At 49.1% G+C, this 26844-nt stretch carries 25 protein-coding genes and 1 other annotated feature; of the genes, 19 read left to right on the top strand and 6 right to left on the bottom strand.

Annotation, left to right across the window (positions count from 1 at the left end; all coding sequences use genetic code 11):
* Window positions 1-9: 9 nt before the first annotated feature.
* On the bottom strand, window positions 10-210 hold the full coding sequence (locus tag C3B52_RS14620) for a sigma factor (RefSeq protein WP_164684785.1): 201 nt from the start codon (window positions 208-210) through the stop codon (window positions 10-12).
* Between the two features lie 227 nt (window positions 211-437).
* Here C3B52_RS14620 and C3B52_RS14625 point away from each other — a divergent pair, with 227 nt between their 5' ends.
* Window positions 438-830, top strand: a complete 393-nt coding sequence (locus C3B52_RS14625) for a VOC family protein (RefSeq protein ID WP_103106929.1) — start codon at window positions 438-440, stop codon at window positions 828-830.
* 69 nt (window positions 831-899) lie between these two features.
* Here C3B52_RS14625 and C3B52_RS14630 read toward each other — a convergent pair whose 3' ends face one another.
* Window positions 900-1961, bottom strand: a complete 1062-nt coding sequence (locus C3B52_RS14630; protein ID WP_103106931.1) for a hypothetical protein — start codon at window positions 1959-1961, stop codon at window positions 900-902.
* A 219-nt stretch (window positions 1962-2180) separates the two neighbouring features.
* On the opposite strand from C3B52_RS14630, the gene C3B52_RS14635 reads away from it, so the two are divergent.
* The 8 genes from C3B52_RS14635 (at window position 2181) to C3B52_RS14670 (ending at window position 10359) form a co-directional block, all read left to right on the top strand.
* Window positions 2181-2669 carry a ferritin family protein gene (locus tag C3B52_RS14635; RefSeq protein ID WP_103106933.1) on the top strand — a complete coding sequence of 163 codons (489 nt, stop codon included), beginning with the start codon at window positions 2181-2183 and terminating at the stop codon, window positions 2667-2669.
* A gap of 189 nt (window positions 2670-2858) precedes the next feature.
* On the top strand, window positions 2859-3539 hold the full coding sequence (locus C3B52_RS14640; RefSeq protein ID WP_103106935.1) for a queuosine precursor transporter: 681 nt from the start codon (window positions 2859-2861) through the stop codon (window positions 3537-3539).
* A gap of 300 nt (window positions 3540-3839) precedes the next feature.
* A complete protein-coding gene (locus C3B52_RS14645; RefSeq protein ID WP_103106937.1) occupies window positions 3840-4571 on the top strand; it encodes an IclR family transcriptional regulator in 732 nt (243 codons plus the stop codon).
* A gap of 19 nt (window positions 4572-4590) precedes the next feature.
* The gene (locus C3B52_RS14650; protein WP_103106939.1) at window positions 4591-5979 is read left to right on the top strand and encodes a dihydroorotase; all 1389 of its coding nucleotides are present in this window, start codon (window positions 4591-4593) and stop codon (window positions 5977-5979) included.
* Window positions 5976-7337 (top strand): MmgE/PrpD family protein, encoded by a 1362-nt coding sequence (locus C3B52_RS14655; RefSeq protein ID WP_164684786.1) that lies wholly within the window; start codon window positions 5976-5978, stop codon window positions 7335-7337. Before C3B52_RS14650 ends, C3B52_RS14655 begins: the two co-directional genes overlap by 4 nt.
* A 6-nt stretch (window positions 7338-7343) precedes the next feature.
* Complete coding sequence (locus tag C3B52_RS14660; protein WP_103106943.1) at window positions 7344-8546, top strand: Zn-dependent hydrolase; 1203 nt, start codon at window positions 7344-7346, stop codon at window positions 8544-8546.
* A gap of 128 nt (window positions 8547-8674) precedes the next feature.
* Window positions 8675-8878, top strand: a complete 204-nt coding sequence (locus tag C3B52_RS14665) for a DUF3311 domain-containing protein (protein WP_103106945.1) — start codon at window positions 8675-8677, stop codon at window positions 8876-8878.
* Window positions 8875-10359 (top strand): sodium:solute symporter family protein, encoded by a 1485-nt coding sequence (locus tag C3B52_RS14670; RefSeq protein WP_103106947.1) that lies wholly within the window; start codon window positions 8875-8877, stop codon window positions 10357-10359. The genes C3B52_RS14665 and C3B52_RS14670 overlap by 4 nt, the downstream gene beginning before the upstream one ends.
* 65 nt (window positions 10360-10424) lie before the next feature.
* Here C3B52_RS14670 and trpS read toward each other — a convergent pair whose 3' ends face one another.
* From trpS to C3B52_RS14685, 3 genes are all read right to left on the bottom strand, one after another.
* The gene (trpS, locus tag C3B52_RS14675; RefSeq protein WP_103106949.1) at window positions 10425-11411 is read right to left on the bottom strand and encodes a tryptophan--tRNA ligase; all 987 of its coding nucleotides are present in this window, start codon (window positions 11409-11411) and stop codon (window positions 10425-10427) included.
* Window positions 11412-11481: 70 nt separating this feature from the next.
* Window positions 11482-11747 (bottom strand) — a binding site (T-box leader).
* A gap of 72 nt (window positions 11748-11819) precedes the next feature.
* Window positions 11820-12611, bottom strand: a complete 792-nt coding sequence (locus tag C3B52_RS14680; RefSeq protein WP_103106951.1) for an SDR family NAD(P)-dependent oxidoreductase — start codon at window positions 12609-12611, stop codon at window positions 11820-11822.
* Window positions 12612-12781: 170 nt separating this feature from the next.
* Window positions 12782-13792, bottom strand: coding sequence for an AraC family transcriptional regulator (locus C3B52_RS14685; RefSeq protein WP_103106953.1), 1011 nt, complete (start codon window positions 13790-13792; stop codon window positions 12782-12784).
* A gap of 164 nt (window positions 13793-13956) precedes the next feature.
* Here C3B52_RS14685 and C3B52_RS14690 point away from each other — a divergent pair, with 164 nt between their 5' ends.
* The 8 genes from C3B52_RS14690 (at window position 13957) to C3B52_RS14730 (ending at window position 24792) form a co-directional block, all read left to right on the top strand.
* On the top strand, window positions 13957-15255 hold the full coding sequence (locus C3B52_RS14690) for a transcriptional regulator (RefSeq protein ID WP_103106955.1): 1299 nt from the start codon (window positions 13957-13959) through the stop codon (window positions 15253-15255).
* Between the two features lie 64 nt (window positions 15256-15319).
* Window positions 15320-16120 (top strand): extracellular solute-binding protein, encoded by an 801-nt coding sequence (locus C3B52_RS14695; protein WP_103106956.1) that lies wholly within the window; start codon window positions 15320-15322, stop codon window positions 16118-16120.
* Between the two features lie 426 nt (window positions 16121-16546).
* Window positions 16547-17776 (top strand): Zn-dependent hydrolase, encoded by a 1230-nt coding sequence (locus C3B52_RS14705; protein WP_103106958.1) that lies wholly within the window; start codon window positions 16547-16549, stop codon window positions 17774-17776.
* Between the two features lie 62 nt (window positions 17777-17838).
* Window positions 17839-19023 carry a M20 family metallopeptidase gene (locus tag C3B52_RS14710; RefSeq protein ID WP_103106959.1) on the top strand — a complete coding sequence of 395 codons (1185 nt, stop codon included), beginning with the start codon at window positions 17839-17841 and terminating at the stop codon, window positions 19021-19023.
* Window positions 19024-19184: 161 nt separating this feature from the next.
* Window positions 19185-19877, top strand: coding sequence for an ABC transporter ATP-binding protein (locus C3B52_RS14715; RefSeq protein WP_103106960.1), 693 nt, complete (start codon window positions 19185-19187; stop codon window positions 19875-19877).
* A 76-nt stretch (window positions 19878-19953) separates the two neighbouring features.
* A complete protein-coding gene (locus C3B52_RS14720; protein ID WP_235615718.1) occupies window positions 19954-21018 on the top strand; it encodes an efflux RND transporter periplasmic adaptor subunit in 1065 nt (354 codons plus the stop codon).
* Between the two features lie 17 nt (window positions 21019-21035).
* On the top strand, window positions 21036-23915 hold the full coding sequence (locus C3B52_RS14725; RefSeq protein ID WP_235615728.1) for an ABC transporter permease: 2880 nt from the start codon (window positions 21036-21038) through the stop codon (window positions 23913-23915).
* Between the two features lie 4 nt (window positions 23916-23919).
* Window positions 23920-24792, top strand: a complete 873-nt coding sequence (locus C3B52_RS14730; protein ID WP_103106962.1) for an ABC transporter ATP-binding protein — start codon at window positions 23920-23922, stop codon at window positions 24790-24792.
* Window positions 24793-24840: 48 nt separating this feature from the next.
* On the opposite strand, the gene C3B52_RS14735 is transcribed toward C3B52_RS14730, so the two are convergent.
* A complete protein-coding gene (locus C3B52_RS14735; RefSeq protein ID WP_103106963.1) occupies window positions 24841-25431 on the bottom strand; it encodes a hypothetical protein in 591 nt (196 codons plus the stop codon).
* A 358-nt stretch (window positions 25432-25789) separates the two neighbouring features.
* Here C3B52_RS14735 and C3B52_RS14740 point away from each other — a divergent pair, with 358 nt between their 5' ends.
* Both C3B52_RS14740 and C3B52_RS14745 read left to right on the top strand, forming a co-directional pair.
* Window positions 25790-25981: a hypothetical protein gene (locus tag C3B52_RS14740; protein ID WP_103106964.1), complete on the top strand. Its 192-nt coding sequence runs from the start codon at window positions 25790-25792 to the stop codon at window positions 25979-25981.
* Between the two features lie 154 nt (window positions 25982-26135).
* Window positions 26136-26831: a metal-dependent hydrolase gene (locus C3B52_RS14745; protein WP_103106965.1), complete on the top strand. Its 696-nt coding sequence runs from the start codon at window positions 26136-26138 to the stop codon at window positions 26829-26831.
* Window positions 26832-26844: the final 13 nt, after the last annotated feature.

The following is a 26844-nucleotide window of genomic DNA, read 5'->3' on the forward strand; positions in this document are numbered from 1 at the left end:
TGGCAAGATTTACGCAGTGTCTGTTGCCAGTCGAGCGATTCGATAACAGATATTTGTCACGATCCGGATGAGCCAGGTCTTGAAAAATCGAGGCTCACGCAAGGTATGTATGGAATGAAAGGCATTTAATACGGCTTCCTGAACGGCGTCGAGACATTCATGTTCTGTCTTTAAAATGGAGCGCGACACCCTATATAGTGTCTGTTCCATGCCCATCATCAGACGAACAAACGCTTCTTTTTCACCTGAGATCGCACGTTCGACATCCTGGATAAAATTAGGTTACACCTTTCATGACCACCTTTTTTGCTTTCTATACCATTAGAGTGAATTCAGCGGCATTTGGTTGAAGCGAGTGTCATTTTGTTTTACAAATTTTTCACAACTCCCATCTATGCTACAGTGGAAAGAAGAAAGTGGGTAGGGGAGGATTTTCGATGATTCACGAGATGACGATTCAAATACGCGTTGCGGATTTTACAAAAGGACAGGCCTGGTACGAGGTACTGCTCAAGCGTGAGCCTGATTTTATCCCGCATGAAGGCTTTGCCGAATGGGAGATCATTCCCGGATGCTGGCTGCAGGTTGCAGAAGGGGTTGCTGCGGAAGGGAGCGGACCGATGCGCTTTGCAGTGATGGATATCGAAGCTGAAAGGGAAAGACTCGCCGCGAGCTTGCAGATTGCGCATTTTGAGATTTATCAGCGCGAAGAGGTACCCGTGAAATGGGGAACATTTGCCGACCCATGGGGAAACCGGATTGGATTTTTTGAATACCTGGATGAAGCGGAAAAGGCAGAGAAGCTCAAAAGATTTTCACGAGACAAATAGAAAACAAACGAACACCCCTCGCGCTTGTTGGCTTGCAAGGGGTGTTCGCGTATTTAAGTCTTGTTGAAATTAGCGTTTAACCAGAACAAATGCTTGTTTTACTTCGTTCAAAGACAGGGCAACGGATTTGAACTTTTTACCGAGGTCTGTTCCCGGATCAAACACGCTGTCTTGCGGGAGAGAAGCTACATATACCGTATTTGTCACTGTATTTTGAGCAATTTCATAGCCGATTGGTGGTTCAGCCGGGTTGTTGAGCTTTTTCCAGTCCTTTTTGTCAAAAGCGAAAATCTCTACGACAGTTGCTTGATCCTCTGCTTTTTTGCTGTTGAAAAGGAAGCGGGTAACGTGTTTAGCCTCTGGCATGTAATCAGCAGCCTTGGCTCCGGTCAGCTCATCTACCAGGATGTTGCCATTCCATGCTTTTGGAGCGAGGAAGGCATAGGCAGAATCGCTGCTTTTAAAGGAGCCGTTATACACGTCGAGCTGGCGAACAGTTGGTTCAAAATGAGCACTCATCAGCTCCCATTTGGTCTTGTTCCATTTCCACTTGGATTTGAGGTAGCCGCGCACGTCCGCGTTGTAATCACCTGTCAGACGCTCGGTACCCTCCAGTACGTAAATTCCATTTTTGTTCAGGTCGATCGGCTTCAGCTGGACAAATCCGCCACCGACGACACCTTCTTTGTCTTTGTCGAGTCCAGGCAGGCTTAGCTGCTGTGCCTTTTGCCCCTTGATGGTGTAAATGTGATTGGCCTGATATCCGCCGCTTCCGCCGGTGTCAGCCGTCACCATAATTTCTTTTGCCTTATCATAAGTAAAGTCTTGGAGGGAAAGCTTTGGCTCATACCCGCCGTCCTTTACGTCAATCGTCATCGTTTTTTTCGTGCTGCCATCCGTTACCTTGATAGTCAGTTCGGAGACGTACGGACTGTTCTTGTCTGCCTTTTTTCCATACAGATAGACAGTATCTGCCTTATTGTCACCAGTGACGTCAGCGCTTTTTTGCGAAAGCAGCTGCATGCCTTTTGGAGCCTGGCTACTGCTTGTGTTTGTTGCTGCCAATGCTTGTCCAGTGAAAAGAACAGATGTGAGTACCGTACCTGTTACGATTTTGTTCCAGTGCTTCATGATGGATTCCCCTTTTTCTTGATGTTTGATCGTGATGTGTCGTGCGTTGATGTCCCTGCACATTCATTATGTACGATAGGGCAAATGAGAGGGTTACAGATAAATGACATGGCAGGAACAAAAGAGTAACAGGGAAAAAGGGGCTAATCCAGCTGAGCACGAACATAAAAGGAAGTAGGCGAATATCTTGATAAGAACGTGAAGGAAAGGAGCATGACCATGAACGGTTATTGGTATGGACCTTACTCTTACGCCTCATATGAGCCTCATGTCCCTGTCCCGCAGGACCAATATGAGGAACGGATGCAGACAGTTCTGAAACTCATACAAGAAGCGATTGAAGATGAGCGCCACGTTGAGCTTTTTTATGAATACTTAATCAGTGTCGCGCCTACGGAACAAGAAAAACAAGTCATCACGAGCATACGGGACGATGAGCGCAAGCACCGCAGCTTGTTTCGTCAAGTCTACACACAGCTAACCGGTCAACGCCCCAGCATCTCTGGCCAGGAAGAACCATTTCAAAAGCCCGCCAGCTATTTGGAGGGAATCGAAAAAGCGCTCATGGGCGAGCTGAAAGCATTCGAAAAATACAGAGTGATTTACAAATACATCCCCGTGCAATTCCGCGATCCTGTCTTTGAAATCATGACCGACGAAATGAAGCATGCGAGCTACTACAATTGGCTGTATGCGAAGAATAAATGAGCGGGGAAGTCCTCGCTTGAATGTGCCTGTCTGGCGTTGCTGAGACAGGCCTTTTTGCATGTTCGGAATACAGCCCGCCAAAGTATTTCAATTGCGAAACGAGACGAAAAAAAGTAAAATGATGAAATGCCCAAAAGGGCCGCGGTTCGAAAACTTCCCGCGTTATCAAAACTAGGAGGCACTACTACTATGTTTAATCTCACCTTGGGCGTCGTATTTGCGATCGTCAACTTTGGACTCTTTCTGCTTTGTTATCGCCTGTTTGGTAGAATGGGACTCTACGCATGGATCGGAATGGCCACCGTGCTCGCCAACATTCAGGTGGTCAAAACCATTGAAATGTTCGGACTCGTCATGACGCTGGGCAATACCATTTACGCGTCTATTTATTTGGTCAGCGACCTGCTCAACGAGAAATACGGGGAAAAGGCAGCTAAAAAAGCAGTTTGGTTCGGCTTTTTCACACTGATCGCCACGACGATCATCATGCAGCTTGTTTTACTCTTCGATCCTGTCGAGACAGACATCGCACAGAAGCCGATGGAAATGCTGTTTGGCTTGATGCCGAGACTCGCTCTGGGCAGCCTATGTGCATACCTGCTCAGCCAATTTGTCGACGTTAAAATCTACTCTTGGCTAAAGAAAAAATGTCCAAAGCCAAACCAGCTATGGATTCGCAACAACGGAAGCACCTTATTCAGCCAATTGCTAGATTCCTTCACCTTCTGTACGATCGCCTTTTTAGGCGTCTACCCGATGGAGGTATGGTGGCAAATCCTGCTAACTACGTATTTGATCAAATTCGTCGTGTCCGCAGCATCTACACCTGTCCTATATATCGCACGCAGTATGAAAGTGCCAGAGGATTAAAAAGATCAATAAACGAAACCGCCAAAGCGAAAGCTGGCGGTTTTTTTGTTATTTCCGTTCCCATTCCCAGCAGCCCCGCCGAACACGCTTTAAAATGACGCTTCTGCGCCCACCCTCCCGATTTATTTTTCTGGCAAATGAAAAAAATGAGTTGTGTTTTTCCGTCGACCTGCGCTATAGTAAAAACATAAAATTTAATAAATGATAATCAATTATCAAATATTGATAATGGAACGAGAAGCCATCGTATGCTAATCTGTTAGGAGGGATATCACTAACGAAAGAAGGAACAAGAAACAGATGAGCGCTGAGAAAACATTAGACATTTTGGATTTATTCGATTTCGACACAAGAGCGTTGAACGTTCCACAGATTGCAGAAAAGCTGGGTCAACCCCAAAGCTCTGTCTATCGTCACCTGCGACTGCTCAAAGAAAAAGGCTATGTCATGGAATCAGCTAACGGCTATTACAGCCTCGGTTACCGTCTTTTAAAGCTCGCCAAAATCGTCCGACTGGACATCAATATAACCGCTATCGCTCAACCCGTTATGAGACAGCTGACCAAGGACACGGAGGAAACTACGATTTTGCTGGTCCACTCCAATCTGCAGGCTGTTTGTCTCGAAACCGTGTCCTCCCATCAACCGATCAAGGTTTCTTCGGAGCAAGGACAGATCGTTCCATTATATGGGGGAGCATCGTCGAAGGCACTGCTCGCTTTTTTAGGCGAAGAGGTAGTAGACGGCTTGTTTGCCGGGGGATATGTTCGCAAGCATACAGAGTTCACCATCACGGACAAGGCGGCCTTAAAAGAAGATTTGGTTACCATCCGCGAAAAAGGCTATGCCTTTTCAGATGGAGAGATCGATGAAGGGGTAGTCTCCTACGGGGTGCCAATCCTCGACTCGAATCAACAAGTTATTGCATCTTTGAGTATCGCAGGACCGCGAGAGCGGATGCTGGAAAAGGACGAAGGAGAACTGGTTGCCCATCTCAAAGCTGCAGCCCAGGCGATTCAGCGCTATCTGTAAAGATAGGTGGGAGAGTAGGATGGAAAAATACGATTTGGTTGTGCGTGGAAAAATTGTTGCGGAAGATGAGGTAGTACAGGGACAAATCGGGGTAAAGGATGGCAAGATTGCGACCATCCAACCGGCAGATGCAAAGCTCGAAGGTGAAAAGGTTCTGGATTTCGCAAACGCTTACGTATTTCCAGGAACGATTGACGTTCACGTTCACTGCTTTAGCAACCCGAACGAAGGTATCATTCCAACAAGCATGTCAGCGGCAGCAGGAGGCATCACGACTTTTCTGGACATGCCCTACGACCTGCCAAATCCGATTGCGAATGTAGAAATCTTTGAAAAAAAGGTAAAACAGCTGGAAGAAGAAGCTGTTGTTGATATGTGCTTGTGGGGAACGATTGCCAAGACCGGTGGAACCGATCAAATCGTTCCTTTGGCAGAAGCGGGAGCGGTCGCTTTCAAAATGTCTACCTTTGAAACCGACGCCTATCGTTTTCCGAGAATTCCCGATCCAGAGATTCTCAAAGCGATGGAGCTGATCAAGGAAACTGGTCTTCGCGCTGCCTTCCACTCCGAAAATGACGAAATTATCGTAGACATGATCGATCAGTACAAGCGCGAGAACAAGGTCTATCCAAAAGCACACAATGAGACTCGACCGCCTGTAACAGAAACGAGTGCAGTACTCAAGCTGATGGAATTGGCCTACTGGACAGGGGTTAAGCTGCATATCGTCCATGTCAGCCATCCGCGCACGATTGATTTGATCAATGCGTTCAAGGCCCAAGGCGTCCAAGTAACAAGCGAGACCTGCTATCCATATTTGCTGCTGGACGTGGATGCACTCGACAAATTCGGTCCAAAAGCGAAAAACAATCCGCCGCTGAGACAGCCGGATGAGGTAGCTGGCTTGTGGAAGCATCTCGAAGCAGGAAATATCGAGCTGATTTCCTCCGACCATGCACCGTGGGGACCAGAACATAAAAATCCTGGAAATGACAACATTTTCAAAGCATCCTCAGGCATGCCAGGAGTAGAAATCATGACGCCGCTCATGTTTGACAGTACAGTAGCAAAAGGCAAAATGACTCCGGTGCAATTCGCCAAAGTGATGGCGCAGCACCCGGCAGAAGTATTCCAAATCCCGGGCAAGGGAAAAATTGCGGTAGGCTATGATGCAGATTTCGCTGTGATTGACCCTGAACAGACATGGGTAGTGGATGAAACCAAATTCCGTTCGTATTCCAAAATGTCGCCGTTCCACGGCCAGGAAGTGAAAGGCAAAATCATTTCCACCATTGTACGCGGAACGACTGTATATGACGGCGAAGAGGTGACAGTAGAACCAGGCTTCGGTTCCTTTGTCCCTGGCTCTGCATACAAAGGAGCGGCTGTTGGGGGGCGCAAGCTTTGAGCATCACGCGATTTACAGACCTGCTAGATGTGCTGCTCGACAAGCAGCTGGCAGATATTCCGGTTGATACGCTTGAGCGAGCAACATGGATGATCGCAGATACGCTGTTTGCAGCGAGCTTTGGCTTTCAAACACCTGAATTAAAAGCTTATCTCCTGGAGGCAGGCGTCGCTAGACAAGATGAGGTAAACACGATTCCACTTCTCGGAACAGGCTTGTATGCCACCAAAGAACAGGCAGCGATGTTGTACGGTACGGCAATAGTAAGCAACGAGCTGGACGAAGGAAACCAGTTCGCCAAAGGCCATCCAGCAGCGCATATGCTGGCTCCTGCTCTGATCACGGCGCTTACGCAAAAGGCATCCGGGGCAGAAATGATCCGTGCCTTTGTGATCGGGTACGAGGTAGCGTCCCGGCTGGCTTATGCGAGCAATATGAATGACGACATGCACCCGCACGGAACATGGGGAATCGTCGGTGGCGCTGTTGCCACTGGGCTTTTGCAAAAGAAAGGGAAAAAAGAGATCACGGAGGCCGCATTGCTGGCTGCCTCCCTCCCGATCGCAACCTCTTGGGAAGCGGCAGTGACAGGCATGACTGTCCGCAACCTGTATACAGGAGTAGGCAGCTTCCTTGCTCTACAGGCATGGACGTTCCAGTCTGCAGGCTTTGCGAGCAGCACACATGTAGTCGATCATCTCTGGGGGAGCATCTTGTCCAAAGGAATCAATTACGAGCTGTTTCACCAAGACCTATGGGCACCGCCACTGCTTAGCAAAAACTATTTTAAGCTGTATCCGTCCTGCCGCTTTTCTCATTCAGCAATCGATGCTCTGCTTCCGCTCTTGAACGAGCATAAGCTGGATGCTGCTCAGATCGAGTCTCTTCACGTAGAAACGTACGGTCTTGCAGCGAGATTGGACAATCCAGATCCGGACAATGCGCTTGCAGCCAAGTTTTCGATTCCGTTTTTGCTGTCAGCACTGGTTCATGGGCACTCGCTCTATGATTGCTTCTCCGGGGAGCTGTTTCACGATGCATCAGTGCGGGAGCTGGCGAAGCGGATCAAGGTAACAGAGGATGAGGCGATGACAGCTTTATTGCCAGCCAAGCGTGCGGCGAGAGTCACGATTATGACGCGCACGGGAGCGGAGATCAGCTCTTATGTAGACGCGGCTTCCGGTGGGTTTGATCAGCCGTTTCCAGCTCGTGAGCTGAGAGAAAAGTTCGCCAGTATGCTCGCCCAGTGGGATGAGCGAACATCCAGTCAGATGGTGGAAGAGGCGCTTCTTTTGCCAAAGGCTGGCGATGTCAGCGAATGGCTGGAGCGAATCAATCGCCAGACTGCGAAGGAATGAAGACAGATGAAGACAACAAGAATCAATTTGGAGCGCTTGAAAAAAAATCTGCTCGAAGTGGGAGCGGTAGCCAACGCAGGGCATAAAGGCTATACCCGCCTGGCGTACTCGCCGGAGGAAAAGCAGGCACTGGACTGGCTGCAGGAAAAAATGAAAGCTCTTTCTTTGACAGTAAGCCAGGATCGTTTGGGCAATGTGACAGGGAGATGGGGAGAGGCTGATAAGCCCGCGATTGCATTTGGCTCCCACCTCGATACGGTACCAAACGGCGGCTTGTACGATGGAGCCTTAGGCGTCATTGTCGGTCTGGAATGTCTGGAAACGATGAAAGAAGCTGGTGTTTTGCCAGAGGTTCCGTTGGAGCTTACCGCCTTTGTCGGTGAAGAAGCAAATTTGCTTGGCGGTACATTTGGCAGCCGGGCAATAGCGGGCTTAGTGGAGAGGTCTGAAGATTTCGAAAACAAGCTTCGCCAGCTTGATTTTACATGGGAAGACGTACAAGCATCCAAGCGAAGCAAAGACGATTATCATTGCTATCTGGAGCTTCACATCGAGCAGGGGGCGCTTTTGGAGACGAATCAAAAGCAGATCGGCATCGTGACAGCAATTGCGGGAATCCTGAGATTAGCGGTTCAGGTGGCAGGACGTGCCAGCCACTCGGGCACCACACCGATGCATCTGCGCCAGGACGCGCTACTGGATGCTTCGCGTCTGATCCAGGAAGTAAATCGCCTCGCTGTTGCAGCCAACAGTGATATCGTCGCAACAGTTGGTGAAATATCGATCTCACCGAATTTGGCCAATGTTGTTCCAGGACAAGCCGACCTGATGATCGAGATTCGCGGCAGCAGCTGGGCCGAGATGAAAGGCATCGAGGAACAGATTCGCACGTGGGCACATGACAATATCGATGCAAGCATTTCTGTAGCAGTCGAAAAGCAGCCGATGTCGTTGCCAGCCTCGATTCAAGCATGTATCGACGAAGCTTGCCAAAAGCAAGACAGATCGTACCAGTATATGTTTAGCGGAGCGAACCACGACGCCAACTCTATGACAGCCTTGGCCGATGTCGGCATGATTTTTGTCCCGAGCAAGGACGGAGTGAGCCACCATCCTGACGAGTATACCTCGTGGGATGATATCGAGGCAGGGGCAAATGTAATGCTGGAAACATTGCAGCTATTGATCGAAAAATATAGACAGGTATAGGTAGAAACAGCGTACACCTTTTGAAATAGGGGACTGGCCGGGCGTTTTACAAAAAGACCACAAGCCAAGCTAGCTACGGGCTCCCGGCCAGAAAACCTGTTTACAGCTATGAAAAGGGGGCTTTATCGATGAAAGTATACTATCTGCTCGGCATCATCCCTTTCTTGGCGATCCTGATAGGAACGGGATTCGTCAACAGGGTGGAACCATATGTGTTTGGACTTCCCTTCTTGCTGTTCTGGTTCTTTTTCTGGACCATCATGTCATCGGCCATCATGGGCATTATTTTCAAATTAGATCCGATTAACAAGCAAGAGGAGGAAACCGAATGAATAGTGCAATGATCATCATTTTCGGCGTACTTTTGCTCAGTCTGTTTTTGGGCATCATGGCCCGAAGAGGAAAAGATATGGATATGGAGCAGTGGGCAATTGGCGGCCGGGGCTTCGGTAGTATGTTTGTCTTCCTGCTGCTCGCGGGTGAGACGTACTCGATCTTCACTTTGCTAGGAACGAGTGGTCTGGCGTACTCCAAAGGGGCTGTCGGCTTTTACCTGATCGCCTTCACGACCTTGGGTGCGATTACATCCTACTGGCTGCTGCCTCCTGTTTGGCGCTATGCGAAGAAGCATAATCTCGTCTCTCAGTCTGAGTTTTTTGCCTCCAAATACAATAGTCCAATTTTAGGTGTATTCATCACTATCGTCGGTGTTGTGGCTCTCGTTCCTTACATCGTTCTCTTGTTTAAGTCGATGGGGATTCTGGTGTCCGCTACCTCTTACGGAGCGATCTCTCCGACGGTTGCGATTTGGTTCGGGATGATTGCCTTGGTCGTATACGTAATGATTTCCGGTATTCACGGCTCTGCCTGGACTTCGATCGTCAAGGACATCCTGATTTTCTTTGTCATCCTGTTCCTCGGCGTCTATTTGCCACTGCATTATCACGGCAGCTTCCAGCACATGTTTGAAGCCGTGAATGTAGCCAAGGAAGGCTTCCTAGTATTGCCTGAAAAAGGAATGAGTCTATCCTGGTTTATTTCTACAGTAGCGATCAGTGCGTTCGGTTACTTTATGTGGCCACACAATGCACCTACGATTTTTGCGGCAAAAAATGCGCGCTCGTTCCGCACGAATGCGATCCTGCTTCCGCTTTACGCGATTATGATTTTGTTTGTTTACTTTGTCGGCTTTACGGCGATTGTACAAGTACCTGGCTTGCAGGGGGCAGATGGCGACTATGCACTGCTGAAGCTGTCCATGAAGAGCTTTGATCCATGGTTTGTTGGGGTCATTGGAGCAACGGGCTTGCTTGCCACACTCGTACCTGGTTCGATGATGCTCATGTCGGCAGCGACGATGCTAACGAAGAATGTATACGGTTACATGTTCCCGAAGGCAGAAGGAAAGAACTCGGCCATGGTAGCAAAAATCTTTGTGATTGCGCTGTCTCTGGTATGTACATTGATGGCTCTTGGTGAAAATAACACATTGGCTACGCTTTATCTCACTTCCTTCAGCCTGGTTACACAGCTGGCACCCGCTTTGTATTGCAGCCTGATGAAGCGCAATTTCGTCACGAAGCAAGGCGCATTTCTCGGCATTTTCTTCGGTGTAGGGATCGTGGTGTACATGACCTTCACGAAGACGACGATGGCGATGCTGTTTGCAGGCATGCCACAATGGATTCAAGATTTGAACAATGGCGTCTTTGCTCTCGTCGTTAACATTTTCGTGATGGTGGCAGTTAGCCTTGTAACGAAAAAGGCTGCTGATGCAGAACGACTGACACAGGTTTCGGAAACGATGAAATAAAGGAATCGCCAACGCAAATGAAAAACGGGCTGGGAGCTAATTCCCGGCCCGTTTTCATTTGCAGTTTATAAGCGTGCCATACCCATCGCTTTTTCAACTTTATGCAGCATTTGATTTGCAGCTTGATTTGCTTTTTCCGCACCAGCGCTCAAGATATCATCCAGCTCGGAGGAGCCAAATAGCTGTTCATAGCGCTCTTGGATCGGACGAAGCGTCTCGACGACAACCTCAGCCAGCTCGGTTTTAAATGCGCCGTAGCCTTTGCCCTCGTACATAGCTTCGACTTCCTCGATTGTTTTGCCAGAGCACAGGGAGTAGATTGTCATCAGGTTAGAGACGGCAGGCTTTTCAACCTTGTCATAACGAACCGTGCTGTCGGAATCGGTTTGTGCCCGTTTGATTTTTTTCGTGATGGTGTCTGCATCATCCAGCATGGAGATGAATGCACCTTGATTCGGATCGGACTTGCTCATTTTTTTAGTGCCTTCAGCAAGAGACATGATCCGTGCACCTGTTTCTGGCAGACGAACCTCTGGAATGGTGAAAATTTCACCATAACGGTTATTGAAGCGAGTAGCCAGGTCACGAGTCAGCTCAAGATGCTGCTTCTGATCCTCTCCGACCGGAACAAAGTCGGTTCCGTACAGAAGAATGTCTGCTGCCATCAGTGGTGGGTAAGCAAGCAGTCCACCCGGGATGGATTCGCCGCGTCCGTCCGATTTGTCTTTGAACTGGGTCATGCGCTCTAGCTCGCCCAAATACGAGGTACACAGCATGATCCAGCCGAGCTTGGCGTGTGCAGGAACCTCAGATTGGATGAACAGCGTAACCTTGTTCGGATCGAGGCCGACAGCCAGGTACAGGGCAGCGAGGCGACGAATGTTCTCGCGCAGAACGGCAGGTTCTTGTGGCACGGTGATCGCATGCTGATCGACTATGCAGTAGAAGCAGTTGAATTCATCCTGGAGCGGAACGAAGTGCTTCATTGCGCCCAGATAGTTGCCCAGAGTCAAAATACCGCTGGGTTGAATACCGGAAAAGATCGTTTTCATTGGTTTGTTGCTCCTTTCAATACAATCAAATAAAGTTTTTCGGAAAATACAAAAAGGTCCATCCGCCCTGGACAGGGACGAATGAACCGTGGTGCCACCCTTGTTATTTTACGCGAGGGAATTATCCCATTGGTAAAATCTCTTTGATCCGTACATATCATACGGTGTCCGTTGTAACGTGTGGACGTACACGCCAAAGCCTACTGCCGCTAACCTGCGCGGGTTCGGTTTGGAGCTCGGAAGCCCATTCATCATTTCCGCAAACACTGATTTGCACCAACCATCAGCTCTCTGGAGTTTCGTAAAATGACTACTCTTCTTCCTCATTGCCATAAAATGATACCCTTTGAGCAAACATTTTACCGAGTGTCGGACAAAAAAGCAAGGGGGAGTCGAAATACCTTTTATTTAAAAAATGGTAGGCACCATGCCGCCGTCCATACGGATTGGAGAGCCTTTAAATGCGGATGCATAAGGACTGCAGATGAATGCCGCCAGCCTGCCAATTTCAAATGGCTTGATAAACCGCTGAATTTCGGATTGAGGCAGGTTAGCTGCCATAAATTTTTTCTCTTTTTCCGAAAATGGCATATCATCAGGAAACAGACTATCAATGATTTGATGTACATTTTCGGATAGCGTTGGTCCAGGAAGAATGGTATTGGATGTGACTTCCGTTCCGATTGTTCGTTTGGACAAGCTTTTTGACAGAGATAACAGCATCGTTTTGGTCATGCAATACTGCGGCATTTGCCCGGAAGGCATAATCGCTTCTTCACTTGCGATAAAGATGATTCGCCCAAAATTTTTATCCAGCATTTGGGGTAAATAAAATTTGCACAATCCATTGGCGGCAAGGACATTTGTTCGGAAATATTTTTCCCATACCTCATCGTCAACGTCCTCATAGGACATGATTTCATAGATGCCCATGCTATTAACGAGAATATCGACGTGCGGATATTTCTCAAATAAAGCTTCTCTTTGCTGTCTATCAATAATATCAGCTGTCGCATTCTGAGGAGAAGTAGCAGGGAATTCCGCCTTCAATTCACGTACAGTTCGTTCTACCTCTTCAGAGTTCCGTCCATTTACGAGGACGTGGACACCTTCTCTGGCAAGCTCGGTAGCAATCGCTTTCCCTATACCTCTGGTTGATCCCGTTACCAAAGCTGTTTTGTTTTGTAATCCCATATCCATAACACTCGTCTCCTTTGTTGTCATTCATGGCGTGCTAAATTAGAAGCTCGTGCTCCGAATAGAGATTATCTTACTTTGTCTGGATCGTTCGGTAACTAGCGTACAACGCCAAAATTCTTGCTTAACCCGCCAAAAATGCTAGCCTTGCTAGGATCGGTTAGGACGAGCGTCTATGATGACGGGTGAGTTCTTAGGTATTCCGAGCGCCAATGGGCAGGAGTATCACCTTCCCAAAGGCGAAAGGCGCGGTAAAACGAGTTCTGATCTTCATATCCAACTAAGAAAGCCACTTCTTTTATATCGAGCTCGGGGTCGACTAAGTATTCTCGCGCTTGCTCATGCCGAGCTTGTGTCAACAGTTGCTTGAAGGTTGTGCGTTCTTCAGTAAGGCGGCGCTGCAACGTACGATCGCTCATGGACAGCTCGCTTGCCACGGCTTGAATATCAAGGGGGCCACCGGACAGACTTCGCTTCAAGATCCACTTGACCATTTCGGCAGTTGAACGTTTCTGTTGCTCGTCCAATGAACGTTCTAATACAGGAGTCAGAATTTCTAGCAGCTCTTTGTTATACGAGAGAAAAGGCAGGTCCAGATCTTTTCGATGCAGTGTCATACGGTTAACGGCAGCACCAATCTGGACAGGGCACCCGAAGTAGGCTTCAAGGGCAGCACCGTCACCCATCGCGTGCGAAAATTCCACGGATCGTGCAGTTATAGGCTGACCCGTGCCTCGTCGTCCAAGCTCGATTAGAAAGGCGAGTGTGATTCCAACCAGCAATGGTGGTATGAGGTGTTCGCTGTCCATCCATTCCAATTCGATTGTACATTGCTCGTTCTCCTCGGTTATGCGCAAGCTTTCTGGAGGACAAAGCTGCTTGTAGCGAGCCATTCGATTCAGGGCGTCGCGATAGCTGCGAGCATGATAGGTCGCTAAGACAGCGGGTGGATAATGTACCGTTTCAAAGGCGGTTGCAAGCTTGATGATTCCACTGGCAGTTTCTCCTACGAGCTCGGAGTAGGCTTGCCAGATTCTGAAATACTGGGCAGTGGTCACTGTCACTGGTTCTGTAATGATGGTGAGCGGCAGCTGTGCTTTGCGAGCTACCTCGTATGGGTCAATGCCTATTTGTCGTAATCCCGCCCAAAATCCTGTCGGGAATTTTATTCGGTCAGATTTCATTACGAATGGATCTCCTTTGGCTGCTGGCCTGTTCGTTCCGGTTAGAATCAAGTATACAGCAAGGATGCTCTTATCTTCATGGAAGGATGCGGCAGGCAAGCTGTTGGAATCCGGACATTTTTGCTATTCTTTAAGGAAATAACCGCGCGAAAGAGTGACGTGTATTGAAACTACGACTAGGCGTAATGGGCGCGGATGATTCGCTGGAAATCATTCAATCTGTATTGCCCGATTTTCCTGAAATTGAATGCTTGCCCATCGTGTATTGGAAAGAAGAGGAGATTGTCGATTTGCTTTTGCCGCACGTAGATGAGGTAGATATGTGGCTGTTCTCCGGAAAGGTGCCGTATGCACTGGCAAAGGCGACCGGAAGGGTTCAGGTTCCCATGGCTTACGTACCGCACATTGGGGCGAGCTTGTATCGAACCTTGCTCCACCTGTCCCACGAGATCGGGATTCAGGTGAACGAGGTGAGCTTTGATACATTTTCCGCAGATGAGCTGGAGCATTTTTTGCAAGAGGCTGGAATCGCGGATGGATACAGCTGGTTAAGGCATTACGAGGGGGCGATTTCTGCTACTGAGCTCGCCGACTATCACGAGAGTCTCTGGCGTGAGAAAAAAACCAAAGCCGCCGTGACTTGCTTGCGAACCGCAGATTTGGAGCTGAAAAGACGCGGAGTCCCGTCCTATCGGGTACTGCCGACAAGAGCAGGCGTGCTCTCCGTACTTCACATGCTGCTGCGAACCAATGAAATGCTGCACTTCAAGGACTCGCAGATTGCCGTACAAATGATGGAGATCGATCCGTTCCGGGAGCTGGCAGGGGGGACATTTTCTACAGATGAATGGCAAAATGCTGAGATCAAAACCATGGAAAAGCTGCTGCGTTATACCAAGTATCTCCAAGGCTCGCTAAAAACGGCAGGACCCGGACGCTATGTCATTTTCACCACCAGAGGCAGATTGCAGGAAGTGACGCATGATTACAAAACCATTCCCGATCTCGAAGGAATGTTTGGCATACGCGCGGACCTGGTCACCTGCGGAATCGGCATTGGCAAAACGGCGTATGAAGCAGAAATCCACGGAGGAACCGCTCTACTGCACGCCAAAGAACGTGGAACCGGCAACTGGATGGTATTCTTCGACGATAAAAGCGTCGTAGGACCACTTGGGCGTGACGAGCAAATCGCCTACCGTTATTCCTCCCAGCAGCTGCAAGAGGTAAGCCGCCAGACCTCACTAAGCGTCGCCACCTTGTCCAAGCTCGATTCCATCCTAAAAAAACGCGGAACACCCATGATCAACGCCCACGAGCTCGCCCAACACATGCAAATCCTGCCAAGAAGCGCGAGACGCATATTAATGGAGCTGGAGTCAAAAGGAATTGCCGAGGTAGTCGCCGAGGAGAGTCCGAATCCGCGTGGGAGACCGCGCAAGGTGTATCGTATTACACTGTGAATCAAACCATTTTCCACTTGGGCTCGTTACCTAGTGTGACAAGACGAATTCCAAGGAGGAACACATGAAAAGGACGTTTGTAGCAGTAACGGCGCTTGCGATCATTCTCTTTACCACGGCATTAGGATCTGCCCACACCTCGCAGCCAAATACGGTAACAGCTAGCACAAATGTGGCACCGAAAGAAGAGGTCATTCATGTCTACGGTCCTGGAGGTCCACTGGGGCCAATGAAGGAACTGGCAGAACGTTTTACGAAAGAAACAAAGCTGAAAGTAGAAGTGACAGCCGGGCCAGAAGCGAAGTGGATCAATCAGGCAAAGGTAGATGCTGACGTCGTCTTTGGCGGCTCTGAGTATATGCTTCAGGAAATGGTAAGCAAATACCCAGAGCTTATTGACGAAAAGTCGAGAACGAGCTTGTACCCGCGAGCAGCTGGAATTCTCGTACGAAAAGGAAATCCGAAAAAAGTCGAGGGAATCAAAGACCTTACCAAACCAGGGGTCAAAATCATTGATGTGAACGGTGCGGGACAGCTCGGTTTGTGGGAGGATCTCGCTGGACGGCAGGGACTCATTCCAGGCATCCAGCATAACATAGCGATTTCGGTCAAGAGCAGTGCAGAAGCTATTGAACTGTGGAAAAACAACAACCAACTAGATGCGTGGATTACATACGAATCCTGGCATTACCGACTAACGGAAGAGACCGATCTGATCCAGTTACCAGAAGCAGAAAAGCTGTACCGCGGAACCCCAATCGCCATCGCCAAAACAACGGACAACAAGAAAACCGCCCAGCAATTTGTCGAGTATCTAAAAACAGAACAGGCCCACCAAGTCTTCCAAAAATGGGGCTGGAAATAGAAAAAAGTTAAAGGGTCCGATCAATCAGGTCGGACCTTTTGTCTCTGTACCACAATCCCCCTGAGCGACCCACAAAATGCTAGGAACGAAAAAGAGAACCGGCTCGTGAGAGGAAAATGGAGAAAAGCGAAGGTCTTTGGGGCACCAACCGAGGTGAAATGGAAAAAGGAAACACGTCTTTGCGTCCAACTCTGCAAGCACTCCCTGAAACCGCCACTTTTGGACGCAGTGTTCCCTTTTGCAATGGAACCGTTCAGTGGATACCCCCAGCAGGTGACCCAAGAACCTGTAGCCTTTTCTCCATTTTCCTCTCCTCCCCAAAAGCCAGTCTCGCCAGAGTGACAAAATAGACAGACTATTATACAATTAAGGTCATAACCGTAAATCAGCCGATATGCATGACCTAAATACAGGAGATGATAAGCCATGATCAATTCAGAACGACTATGGGACAGATTGATGCAGCTTGGTAAGATCGGTACCGTGGAAGCAGGCGGGATTACGAGGCTATCGTTTAGCCCCGAAGAGCGAGCAGCCAAGGATCTGATCGCAGGCTTCATGAAAGAAGCAGGTCTTTCTGTGCGTGAGGATGAGGTAGGAAATCTGATTGGACGCAAGGAAGGGAAAAATCCGGAAGCTCCTGTTGTGCTTATTGGCTCCCATATAGACTCGGTGCCAAGTGGAGGCAACTTTGACGGACCGCTTGGCGTGCTGGCAGGCGTAGAGATTCTGCAAGCGATGAATGAACAAGGTGTAGAGACGCAGCATCCGATTGAGGTATTGGCTTTTACAGATGAAGAAGGTACGCGCTTTGGCTTTGGCATGATCGGCAGCCGCGGAATTGCCGGAACACTCACTTCAGATGAGCTGCATCCACTGGATGCGCAAGGTATTTCCATTGCCGAAGCGATGAGAAAAAGCGGTCTTGATCCAGAAAAAATCAATGGAGCGGCACGCACTCCTGATTCTGTGAAAGCCTATGTCGAGCTCCACATTGAGCAAGGAAAAGTACTGGAAACAAACGGCTTATCCGTTGGGGTCGTGAGCGGCATCGCAGGTCCCCTCTGGGTGAAGTTTGTGCTGGAGGGCGAAGCAGGCCATGCGGGTGCGACGCCGATGAATATGCGCCGCGATCCATTGGCGGCAGCTGCGGAAGTGATGCTGTGCATTGAGCGAGAAGCAGCGAAGAAACCAATCAGTGTCGGTACGGTCGGCAAAATGCAGGTTTTTCCTGGCGGTGTGAACATCATCCCTGGCCGAGTCGAGTTTTCGCTTGATTTGCGCGATATTGACAAAGCGATTCGCGATGAAGTGGAACAAAGCATCATGCGTGAAGCGGAAGCCATTTGTGCCAGACGCAATGTTGGACTGACAGTCGAACTACTGCAAGATGTTCCGCCAGTCGCATGCTCCGAAATGATTCAGACTGCAATCCGTGAAGCGTGTGCAGCAGAAGGACTGGAGACAATGACTCTTCCGAGCGGTGCTGGACACGACGGCATGCAGCTCTTGGATCTATGTCCGGTGGGGATGATTTTTGCCCGCTCCAAGGACGGCATCAGTCACAATCCGGCGGAGTACACCAGTAAAGAAGATTGTGCAAACGGAGCGAAAGTCCTGTACCGTACCGTATTGTCCTTGGCAAGCGAGCAATAAGCGACTACGAAAGATAGAGAACTCCGGGTGCATGGGAAAGTCCCGGACGAGGAGGAACTAGGATGACAACAGCAGCAGCTTTGAATCAGACAGTAGAAGCAATGAAGGAACAGGTCGTTGCTTGGAGACGCTATTTGCACGAAAATCCGGAGCTTTCCTTCCACGAAGAGAAAACGGCTCAGTTTGTATATGAGACGCTCAGTTCTTTTGGCAATTTGGAAATTTCAAGACCGACAAAAAATAGCGTAATGGCTCGTCTGATTGGCTCCGAACCAGGTAAAGTCTTGGCGATGCGCGCCGACATGGACGCCTTGCCGATTACGGAGGAAAACACGTTCGAATTTATTTCCAAAAACCCTGGCGTGATGCATGCGTGTGGTCACGATGGACATACATCCATGCTGCTTGGCACAGCTAAAATTTTGTCCGGTATGAAGGATCAGATTAAAGGCGAAGTGCGCTTTTTGTTCCAGCATGCGGAAGAAGTATATCCAGGCGGCGCTGAGGAAATGGTGCAAGCGGGAGTTATGGATGGCGTAGACATGGTGATCGGTACACATCTGTGGTCCACAATGGAATTCGGAACAGTAGGAATTTGCCCGGGACCGATGATGGCAGCACCAGACACGTTTTGGATTACGGTGCTTGGAAAGGGTGGACATGCTGCCCTACCGCATGAAACGATCGACAGTATCGCGATTGCAGCGCAGGTCGTAACAAACCTTCAGCATGTTGTTTCCCGCTATGCCGATCCACTGGACAACCTGGTTCTCTCCGTTACGCAAATCATCGGGGGTACGACACACAATGTTATCCCAGGTGCAGTGAAGCTGTGCGGAACAGTCCGCAGCTTTGACAAGAATTTGCGCGAGTCGGTTCCTGCTATCATGGAGCGTGTCATCAAAGGGATTACCGACGCACATGGAGGAAGCTACGAGTTCAAGTATGAATTTGGCTACCGCCCTGTAATCAATGACGCAGAAGTCACTCAGCTGATGGAAGACGTCGTGGTTGAATCGCTGGGAGCTGAGTGGGTCGAGCATATGCGACCAACCATGGGCGGCGAAGACTTCTCTGCATTCCAGCAAAAAGCTCCAGGCTGCTTCTTTTACGTAGCTGCTGGAAATAAGGAAAAAGGCATTACTTATCCACACCACCACCCACGCTTTACGATTGATGAGGATGCTTTGGAAGTGGGCGTGAAGATGTTCGTTAACGCTGCAAGAAAGATCGTAATGGAAGGCTAGACTAATCAAGACACATGAACGAACCTCCTGTTTCTTTTCGAACAGGAGGTTTTTTATTTTTGTTTATATTAATTTATTCCAATTTTATTAAAAAATGGATGGGGCTTCGTGTACTATTATTAATACTCATACTTTTCAGACATATAATTGGGGGTGTCATTTTGGCTTTCATCTCAGAGGCGAGAGCGGTAGAACGTGTTTTTGGAAGAGGAGCTGCAGCCGTACGTGCGCTTCAGGGGGTAACGATACAAGTAGAAAAAGGCCGCTTGCTCGTCTTAAAAGGCAGGTCAGGGTCAGGAAAAACTACGCTACTGAACCTGCTGGGAGGTCTTGATCGACCAACAGCGGGAAGTGTGTATTTTCAGGGAAAGGAAATCGGACAGCTGTCTGATCGGGAACGAACCAGGATCAGGCAGAAGAATATGGGATTTATTTTCCAGTCATTTGGCTTGTTTCCGCTCATGTCTGCAGCCGAAAATGTCGAGTTTGGATTACGGCTGTCTGGCATCCCCGCCATGGAATGGAAAGATCGCATCCGTGACTCGTTGGATTTGGTCGGATTGTCCAAGCGGGCCCATCACCGTCCTTTTGAAATGTCGGGAGGGGAGCAGCAGCGCTGTGCAATCGCTCGAGCAGTCGCGGGCAAGCCACTCTTGCTGCTAGCGGACGAGCCGACTGCTGAGTTGGACAGCAAAATGGGCATGCATATTAGCCATGTGTTTCGCCGTCTCGTAGAAGAAGAGGGCATGAGTATTATCATGACAACCCATGATCCGAGTGTATTGGAGGTAGCAGATGATGTATGTGAACTGGAGGACGGCTTCATCTTGGGCAAAGTGCATCCTCAGACATAAAGGGAAAGCATATGCCACTGTTTTATTGTCGGCAATGCTTGCGGGCTGTTCGATTTTTCCGAAAGAGGAGGCAGTCTTGGCACCGCCTTTAGTAGAGCCCGCTCCGATTCAATACGAAGTAGCCGAAGTGGAGCAGGGAACTATCGTAAAAAGCGTGAAGGGAAGCAGCACATTCACGACTGTAGACAAGCGGGAGCTTTCTTTTCCAGAGACGAAGGGCTTCAGGCTAAAATCGTTTTCTGTTCAAAGTGGTGATCTGGTGAAAAAGGGGCAGGTGCTGGCCGAACTGGACGCAAGTGAGCTGGAAAGAGATATCGAATCAGCACGCTATGAGGTAGAAAAGGCAAAGCTGGAACTACTGGAAGCGGGACAGGATAACCACTACGAAGTGGAGGTAGCCAAGCTGGATGTACGCAAAGCAGAGATGAACGCCAAAGCGAGCGAGACCAAGCTTGCCCAAATCGAGTGGGACAAGTCCTTGTTAGAGCTAGCCAAATTGCAGGACCCGAAGCGCAAGGAGTATGCAGTGGAGCGCGCCAAGCTAAATCTCAAGCAAAAACAGATGGAGCTCGGAAATCTTCAAAAACGGTTGACGGAAACCAAGCTGATATCACCGCTTGACGGGATTGTCATCTTCGTTAGCAATGAGCAGGTGGGGGATGAAGTGGATGCGCATCAAACCTTGGTAACAGTCGGAGATCCCAAGAAGCTGTTTATTTTGTATACGGCTCCGGAGAAAGAAGCGATCAAGGACGTACTGGAAGGAATGAAAGTGACACTTGCTTGGAGTAATGGAGCGAAAGGGGAAGGAACAGTCGTGCAGACACCGCTCAGCGTTCCGGACAATTTGCCAGAGGATTTGACTCGATTGTACGAACGAAGCCTCCTCATCTCCCCGAAGAATCTCGCCGAGGACATTGAGACTGGCACTAGCGTTTCGATCGAGGTGATCGTCGACAAAAAGGATCAGGCGTTGATCATACCGAAGCGAGCACTTCATGACTTTTCCGGAAGGCAATACGTCCGGGTGCTGGAGGGCAAGAGCAAAAAAGAAATCGATGTGGAAGTCGGAATCATCAATCAGACGCAGGTCGAAATTCGCAGTGGACTGAAAGCAGGTCAGTTGGTCATTTTGGAATAGGGGGACAAGGCGTGGCAATGTTGCAAATGATCCTGCGGAAAATGCTGAACAACCGCTGGCTCGTCGGCAGCCTGCTGATGGGGCTGATAGTCGCGGTTGGACTGGCTTCGAGCATACCCGCCTTCACGACAGGCGTACAGCAGCGTATGTTGACCAAGGACCTGGAGCAATACCAAAAGGATAGCAAGCATTTTCCAGGCGGGCTGCTAGTTTCGATCAATCTAAATAAGCTGGCACAGGATAGCTCCACACTTCTTCAACAGATGGAAAGCTATCTTCAGAATAAAGTAATAGAGCCGCTTCAGGTGCCTGTATATGAACATACGACAGTCTTGCGGACAGTTCCGTTCCAGGCAATTTTGGCAGACCAAAAAAAGGAGCGAGCCACACTTCCTGAAAGCACGCCGCTGTATATGCTAAGCGAGCTGGAAAAGCATATGACCCTTGTCGATGGGCGACTGCCTGAAGCAGTTCCTGTAGATGGCGTGTACGAAGCGCTAGTGACAGAAAAAGCTTTGAAGGATCGGCGGATGATACTGGGAAGTACATACGAGCTAACATCCGACAAAGAGGCTACTTTCAAAATGTTTATCAAGCCAGTCGGGGTTTTTAAAGAAAAAGAGGGAAACGATCCGTACTGGTTCGCTTCTACTGGCGAATACACGAAGGGCTTTGTGATCAATGAGCAGCTGTTTCGCAAATTGCTTTTGCAGGAACAAAATCTGGTGAGCTCGATCCAGCTTTACACTGCCTTTCACTATCAATCGTTTCGCGCCTTGGATAAAGACCGGCTGATCTCGACTACCTCTGACGTCGAAGATCAGCTGCTTCAGTACGGATTGAAGAAAAATGAGTTCAGAGTTCAATTTCCTGCCAGCAGCATCGTCAGCAAATATGATGAGCAGAGCAAACAATTTCGGATGATTCTCTGGTCACTCTACGTCCCTATCTTTGTCATGTTAGGGCTGTATCTGGTGATGGTGTCGGGATTGATTGTGGAGCGTCAGCGTACAGAAATTGCTGTATTGAGCAGCAGGGGAGCTAGTCGTTTCAAGGTGTTTTTTATTTTTTTCATGGAGATCGTCATCCTTGGACTATGCGCACTTGCGATCGGTCCGTTTGTGGGGGTACTGCTTAGCAAATTGCTTGGCATTTCCAATGGCTTTCTCCAGTTCGTCGATCGGACGGGGCTGGATGTTACCCTGAACGAGGAAGTATTCGTTTATGCTGGCTGGACGGTCGTCTTGTGTGTCGCTTTGAATCTGGTATCTGTTTTTATGGCGACGAGAAAAAACATTGTATCGCACAAGCAAGAGGTAGCGCGGATGACTGGGCAAATCATCTGGCATCGCCTGTTTCTGGATGTCTTACTGCTTTTGATCTCTTGGTACGGCTGGTATTCCTATCAAAAGACGCTTGATTTTGTAGCCGGGTCAAGCGAGAACACTCCAGTGATGTCTGTTGATTTCTTGCTCTTTTTTGTGCCTGTTCTCTTTGCTTTGGGGTTTGGCCTATTTTGTCTTCGAGTCTACCCGTGGATTCTGAGGCTTGTATTGTGGGCGGGGCGTCACTTTTTTCCTCTTTCTCTGCATACTACCTTGGTGCAGGTCGGGCGAGCTTCCCGGCACTATCAGTTTCTCATGCTGTTTGTCACCATCACCGTAGCCGTAGGAATGTTCAGTGCGAGTATGGCACGTACGATCAATCAGAATGCAGAAGAGCGCATACGCTACGACACAGGTGCAGATATTCGCTTGAAAGTAGACTGGAATAGCGATAAGCCTGCCGTTATGATTCATCGAAATCCGATGAATGGACCAGAAGGGGAAGCTATGAATAGCAACGAGCCAGAGGCAGTGCCTATAACGTACGAGGAACAAGATTTTGCAGCTTACTCACAGCTGCCAGGGGTGAAGCATGCAGCCAAGGTTTATGTGAATGAGTTGGCGGAGGCGTCTTTTGGCGATCGCTCGGCTATGGGAGTGTCACTGATGGGCATCAATCCACAAGATTTCGGGCAGGTCGCATGGTGGAAGCCAGCATTGTTTCCGCATCATTTCTATGAATATTTGAATCTTTTAGCCCAAGAGCCTCAAGCAGTTATCGTTTCACGAACTCTTGCAGACAAGCTGAATGTGATTGAGGGACAAACGATTGTAGTCGGTTGGAAGGATGCGCGCCCGGCAGAAGCGATCGTGTATGCCATCGTAGATTATTGGCCGGGCTGGAATCCGGTGCCGAAAAAAGGAACATACAGCAATGGAAAAGAAGAGCGGTATCTGGTAGTGGCCAATCTTCCGTTCGTACAAGATAAAATGCGACTGGAGCCGTATCAAGTCTGGCTCGATATGAACCCCGAGGCATCCACCGAGGACCTCTATGAAGGAATCTCTCAGGCAAATATCAGACTGAGTCAGCTGGATAATGCGGGGCAGCAATTGATCAAGGTAAAAAACAGTGCCTATTACTTAGGCTTGAACGGTGCTTTGACGCTTGGCTTCCTCTTGTCCATGCTGATTACGTTTATCGGGTACATCATGTACTGGGTGCTTACGCTTGGAGCGCGCAAATTGCAATATGGTGTTTTTCGTGCCATGGGAATGCCATTTGGGCAGCTTGTACGCGTTCTAGCATGGGAGCAGTTACTGACGTTTGGTATTGCGTTTGCCATTGGTATGATGGCGGGGAAACTGGCAAACATGCTATTCCTTCCTGCACTAGGTTTGTATCTTCAGGCGGATAAACAGGTACCGCCCTTTTCAGTGGTGTCTAACCCGCAAGATGAACAGATCATTTATACGTTTACTGCGATCACATTGATGATTGGAATCGGGGTCGTGGGCATCCTGTTGTCTCGCTTGCAGATCCATCAAGCCGTGAAGCTGGGGGAGGATTAAGCGGATGATTGTATGTGAAAATTTGGTCAAAATCTATAAAGCAGCCGATCTGGAAGTGGTTGCGCTGCAAGGACTTGACTTAAAGGTAGAGAACGGAGAACTGATGGGGATTATTGGGAACAGCGGAAGCGGCAAATCGACGCTCTTAAACATGCTGGGAGGATTGGACCGTCCGTCCGCAGGCAAGCTGTTCGTAGCGGGAGCGGACCTCTTTCGGCTGACGAACGCAGAGCTGGTCAAGTATCGTCTCGAGACAGTAGGCTTTGTCTGGCAGAACAACGCCCGTAACCTGATTCCCTATCTCACCGCCCAGCAAAATGTGGAGCTGCCGATGCTTTTGCGGGGCAAGCGAAAACGAGAGCGAGCAAAGGAATTATTGGATTTGGTTGGATTGAGTCACCGAAAAAACAACAGGCTCAGTGAGCTGTCCGGAGGCGAGCAGCAGCGAGTAGCCATTGCGATTGCACTTGCTAATGAGCCGAAGCTGCTATTAGCTGATGAGCCGACAGGTAGTGTCGATACCCGGACAGCTGCAATGATTCTTGACCTTTTTCAGGAGCTCAACCGTTCGTTCGGGCTCACGGTTGTCATCGTGACACATGATTTGGAGCTGGCGCGAAAGGTAGATCGAGTAGTAGCTATCCGTGACGGAAAAACGTCAAGTGAGATCGTGCGGCGAAAAGGCGCAGTTGCAGAACAGGCCGTGCTTCCTGACGGAGAGGCGGCGGAGGAAGACACCCATGATGAATGCGCTGTGCTTGATCAGGCAGGGCGACTGCAAATTCCAGAGGAGTATCTTCAGGCGATCGGAGCGGACGGGAAATTGCGGATTGAGCTAGAAGAGGATCGCATCGTACTTTTCCCGCCTCGCAGATGAGCTCTGTATAGAGGTTGTTTCAAAAAATGGTCATATGAACAGGCACGATTACTGAATCCGAAACAGCTTTTGCCAAATCGTTGTCTTCCGCTCGGCATCCTTCATTTTTGCCAGCTGCGCTTTGGCATCCATGATGTCGCTCATCGCTTTGGTCAGACGGCGATCGCGCTCCTTCAGGCTGCTGCGGATGTACGCCTCCTGCTTTTCCACACGGGCCAGCAGCTCCTGATGGGCAGCATCCTGCTGCTTAACATGACTAGCTAGGATGTGCAATTTTTGGTCCAGCTGGGCAATAGATTCATCCTTCACTTGTGGGTGGAGCACTGGAGCCGGGGCCAGAGCTACGGCAGCTTCGCTACGAGGTGCGGGCTCAGACGAATTATGTGTGACGATCATTTGGGCTGCTTCTTCCTGTGGAACGAGCTGGTCCTTTGTCAGGCGGTAAAATCGTTGGAGTGCGTTAATATCGATTTGTCTGTATTCCCGACGATTTTGATTGTCGCGCAAAAACCAGTAGCCGTGGCTTTCCAAAAGCATGCTCCATTTGCGGAGTGTGCTTGCGCCGATCCCGAGTAAATCAGCGACCTCCCTGCCACTGTACGTCCGCTCTCTTGCAACCAATTCAATAACATTTCCCATGAGTATCCCTCCTGGCATGTATTTCCGATTGTCCTTGTATTACCGTTTCTGTGTGCAGCGGACTTTTCCTGTAGGAATCGTGCGACAAAAACCTGCAGTGTTCGTCTGCGGATGGAGAAGTTTTTCTTCTATGCGGCACCCAGCGACAAATCTCGCCTGAGCACCGACAATCCTCATCAGCAGATGTACGAATTCCCATTTGCCCGCTTGGCATGAATCACGCGAAACTATATGGTTTCAAGGCTAGGCAGAGGGACAAATGGTTACGGGTACAAGTACATTTTCATTCCAACTGTGCATTTGCTCTAGTAGGGCTATGCCAAATGTACATAGGATGCATGAGAAGGAGGGATTAACCATGGCATTCAAAGACCAGGTGAAGAAATTCGAAGGAAGAAATGTAAGGGTCGAAACAAGAAACGGGACCTTTTTTGGCAAGCTTGTTGAGGTAAAATCGACCACCATTATTTTGCGTGAAAATGAAAATAATTGCCGTACTATCATCCGTGATTCTCAAATTATTGCAGTAACTGAGCACAACAATCATTAATCGAAGCATCATCACTGGAAAAAGTAAGCAAGTAGTTGTCCCTCAGGCTGCCTTGCACTAGGCGGCCTTTTTCCCCTATCCTGTTTTATTCCGCATTCTCTTCGTGGTAACATGATAGAGTAATGAAAAGATTACCAAGAAGGCAGGGGATACCATGTTGGATATTAAATTTCACGGTCATGCCTCCGTACAATTGACTACCGAAGGGCACTCAATCATGATTGACCCGTTTATTTCAGGCAATCCGCTGGCAGCAACCAGGCTGGAAGACATTTCTGTGCAGTACATCCTGTTAACACACGGGCATATGGACCATATTCTGGACGCGGTTGAACTGGCAAAAGCGAACGACGCAACCATTATTGCAACGCATGAGCTGGCTACATATCTTGGATGGAAAGGCGCCAAGACCTTCGCACTGAACCTTGGAGGAGCGACGACACTTCCGTTCGGGAAAGTAAAAATGACACAAGCCTTCCATAGCTCCGCAGTCGTCCTCGATGACGAGCAGCAAATCGTCTACATGGGGATGCCAGGCGGATTTATTATTGAAATCGGTGGCAAGACCGTCTACCACGCTGGGGATACGGGGTTGTTCGGGGATATGAAGCTGATTGGTGACAGCCACGATATCGACCTCGCGTTTTTGCCGATCGGGGATGTATTCACGATGGGGCCAGAGGATGCGGTCAAGGCAGCAGAGTGGGTAGAAGCCGATTTTGTGGTTCCGATTCACTACGATACCTTCCCTCCAATCAAGCAGGATGGAGATGCGTTTGTAGCTGAGCTGGCAGAAAAAGATATTCGCGGAAAAGCACTGAAGCCAGGGGAGTCTCTGCGACTTCCGTAAGACTAGTTGTTTT

Origin of the sequence: Brevibacillus reuszeri (assembly GCF_002897295.1) — a bacterium.
GTDB lineage: Bacteria > Bacillota > Bacilli > Brevibacillales > Brevibacillaceae > Brevibacillus > Brevibacillus reuszeri_A.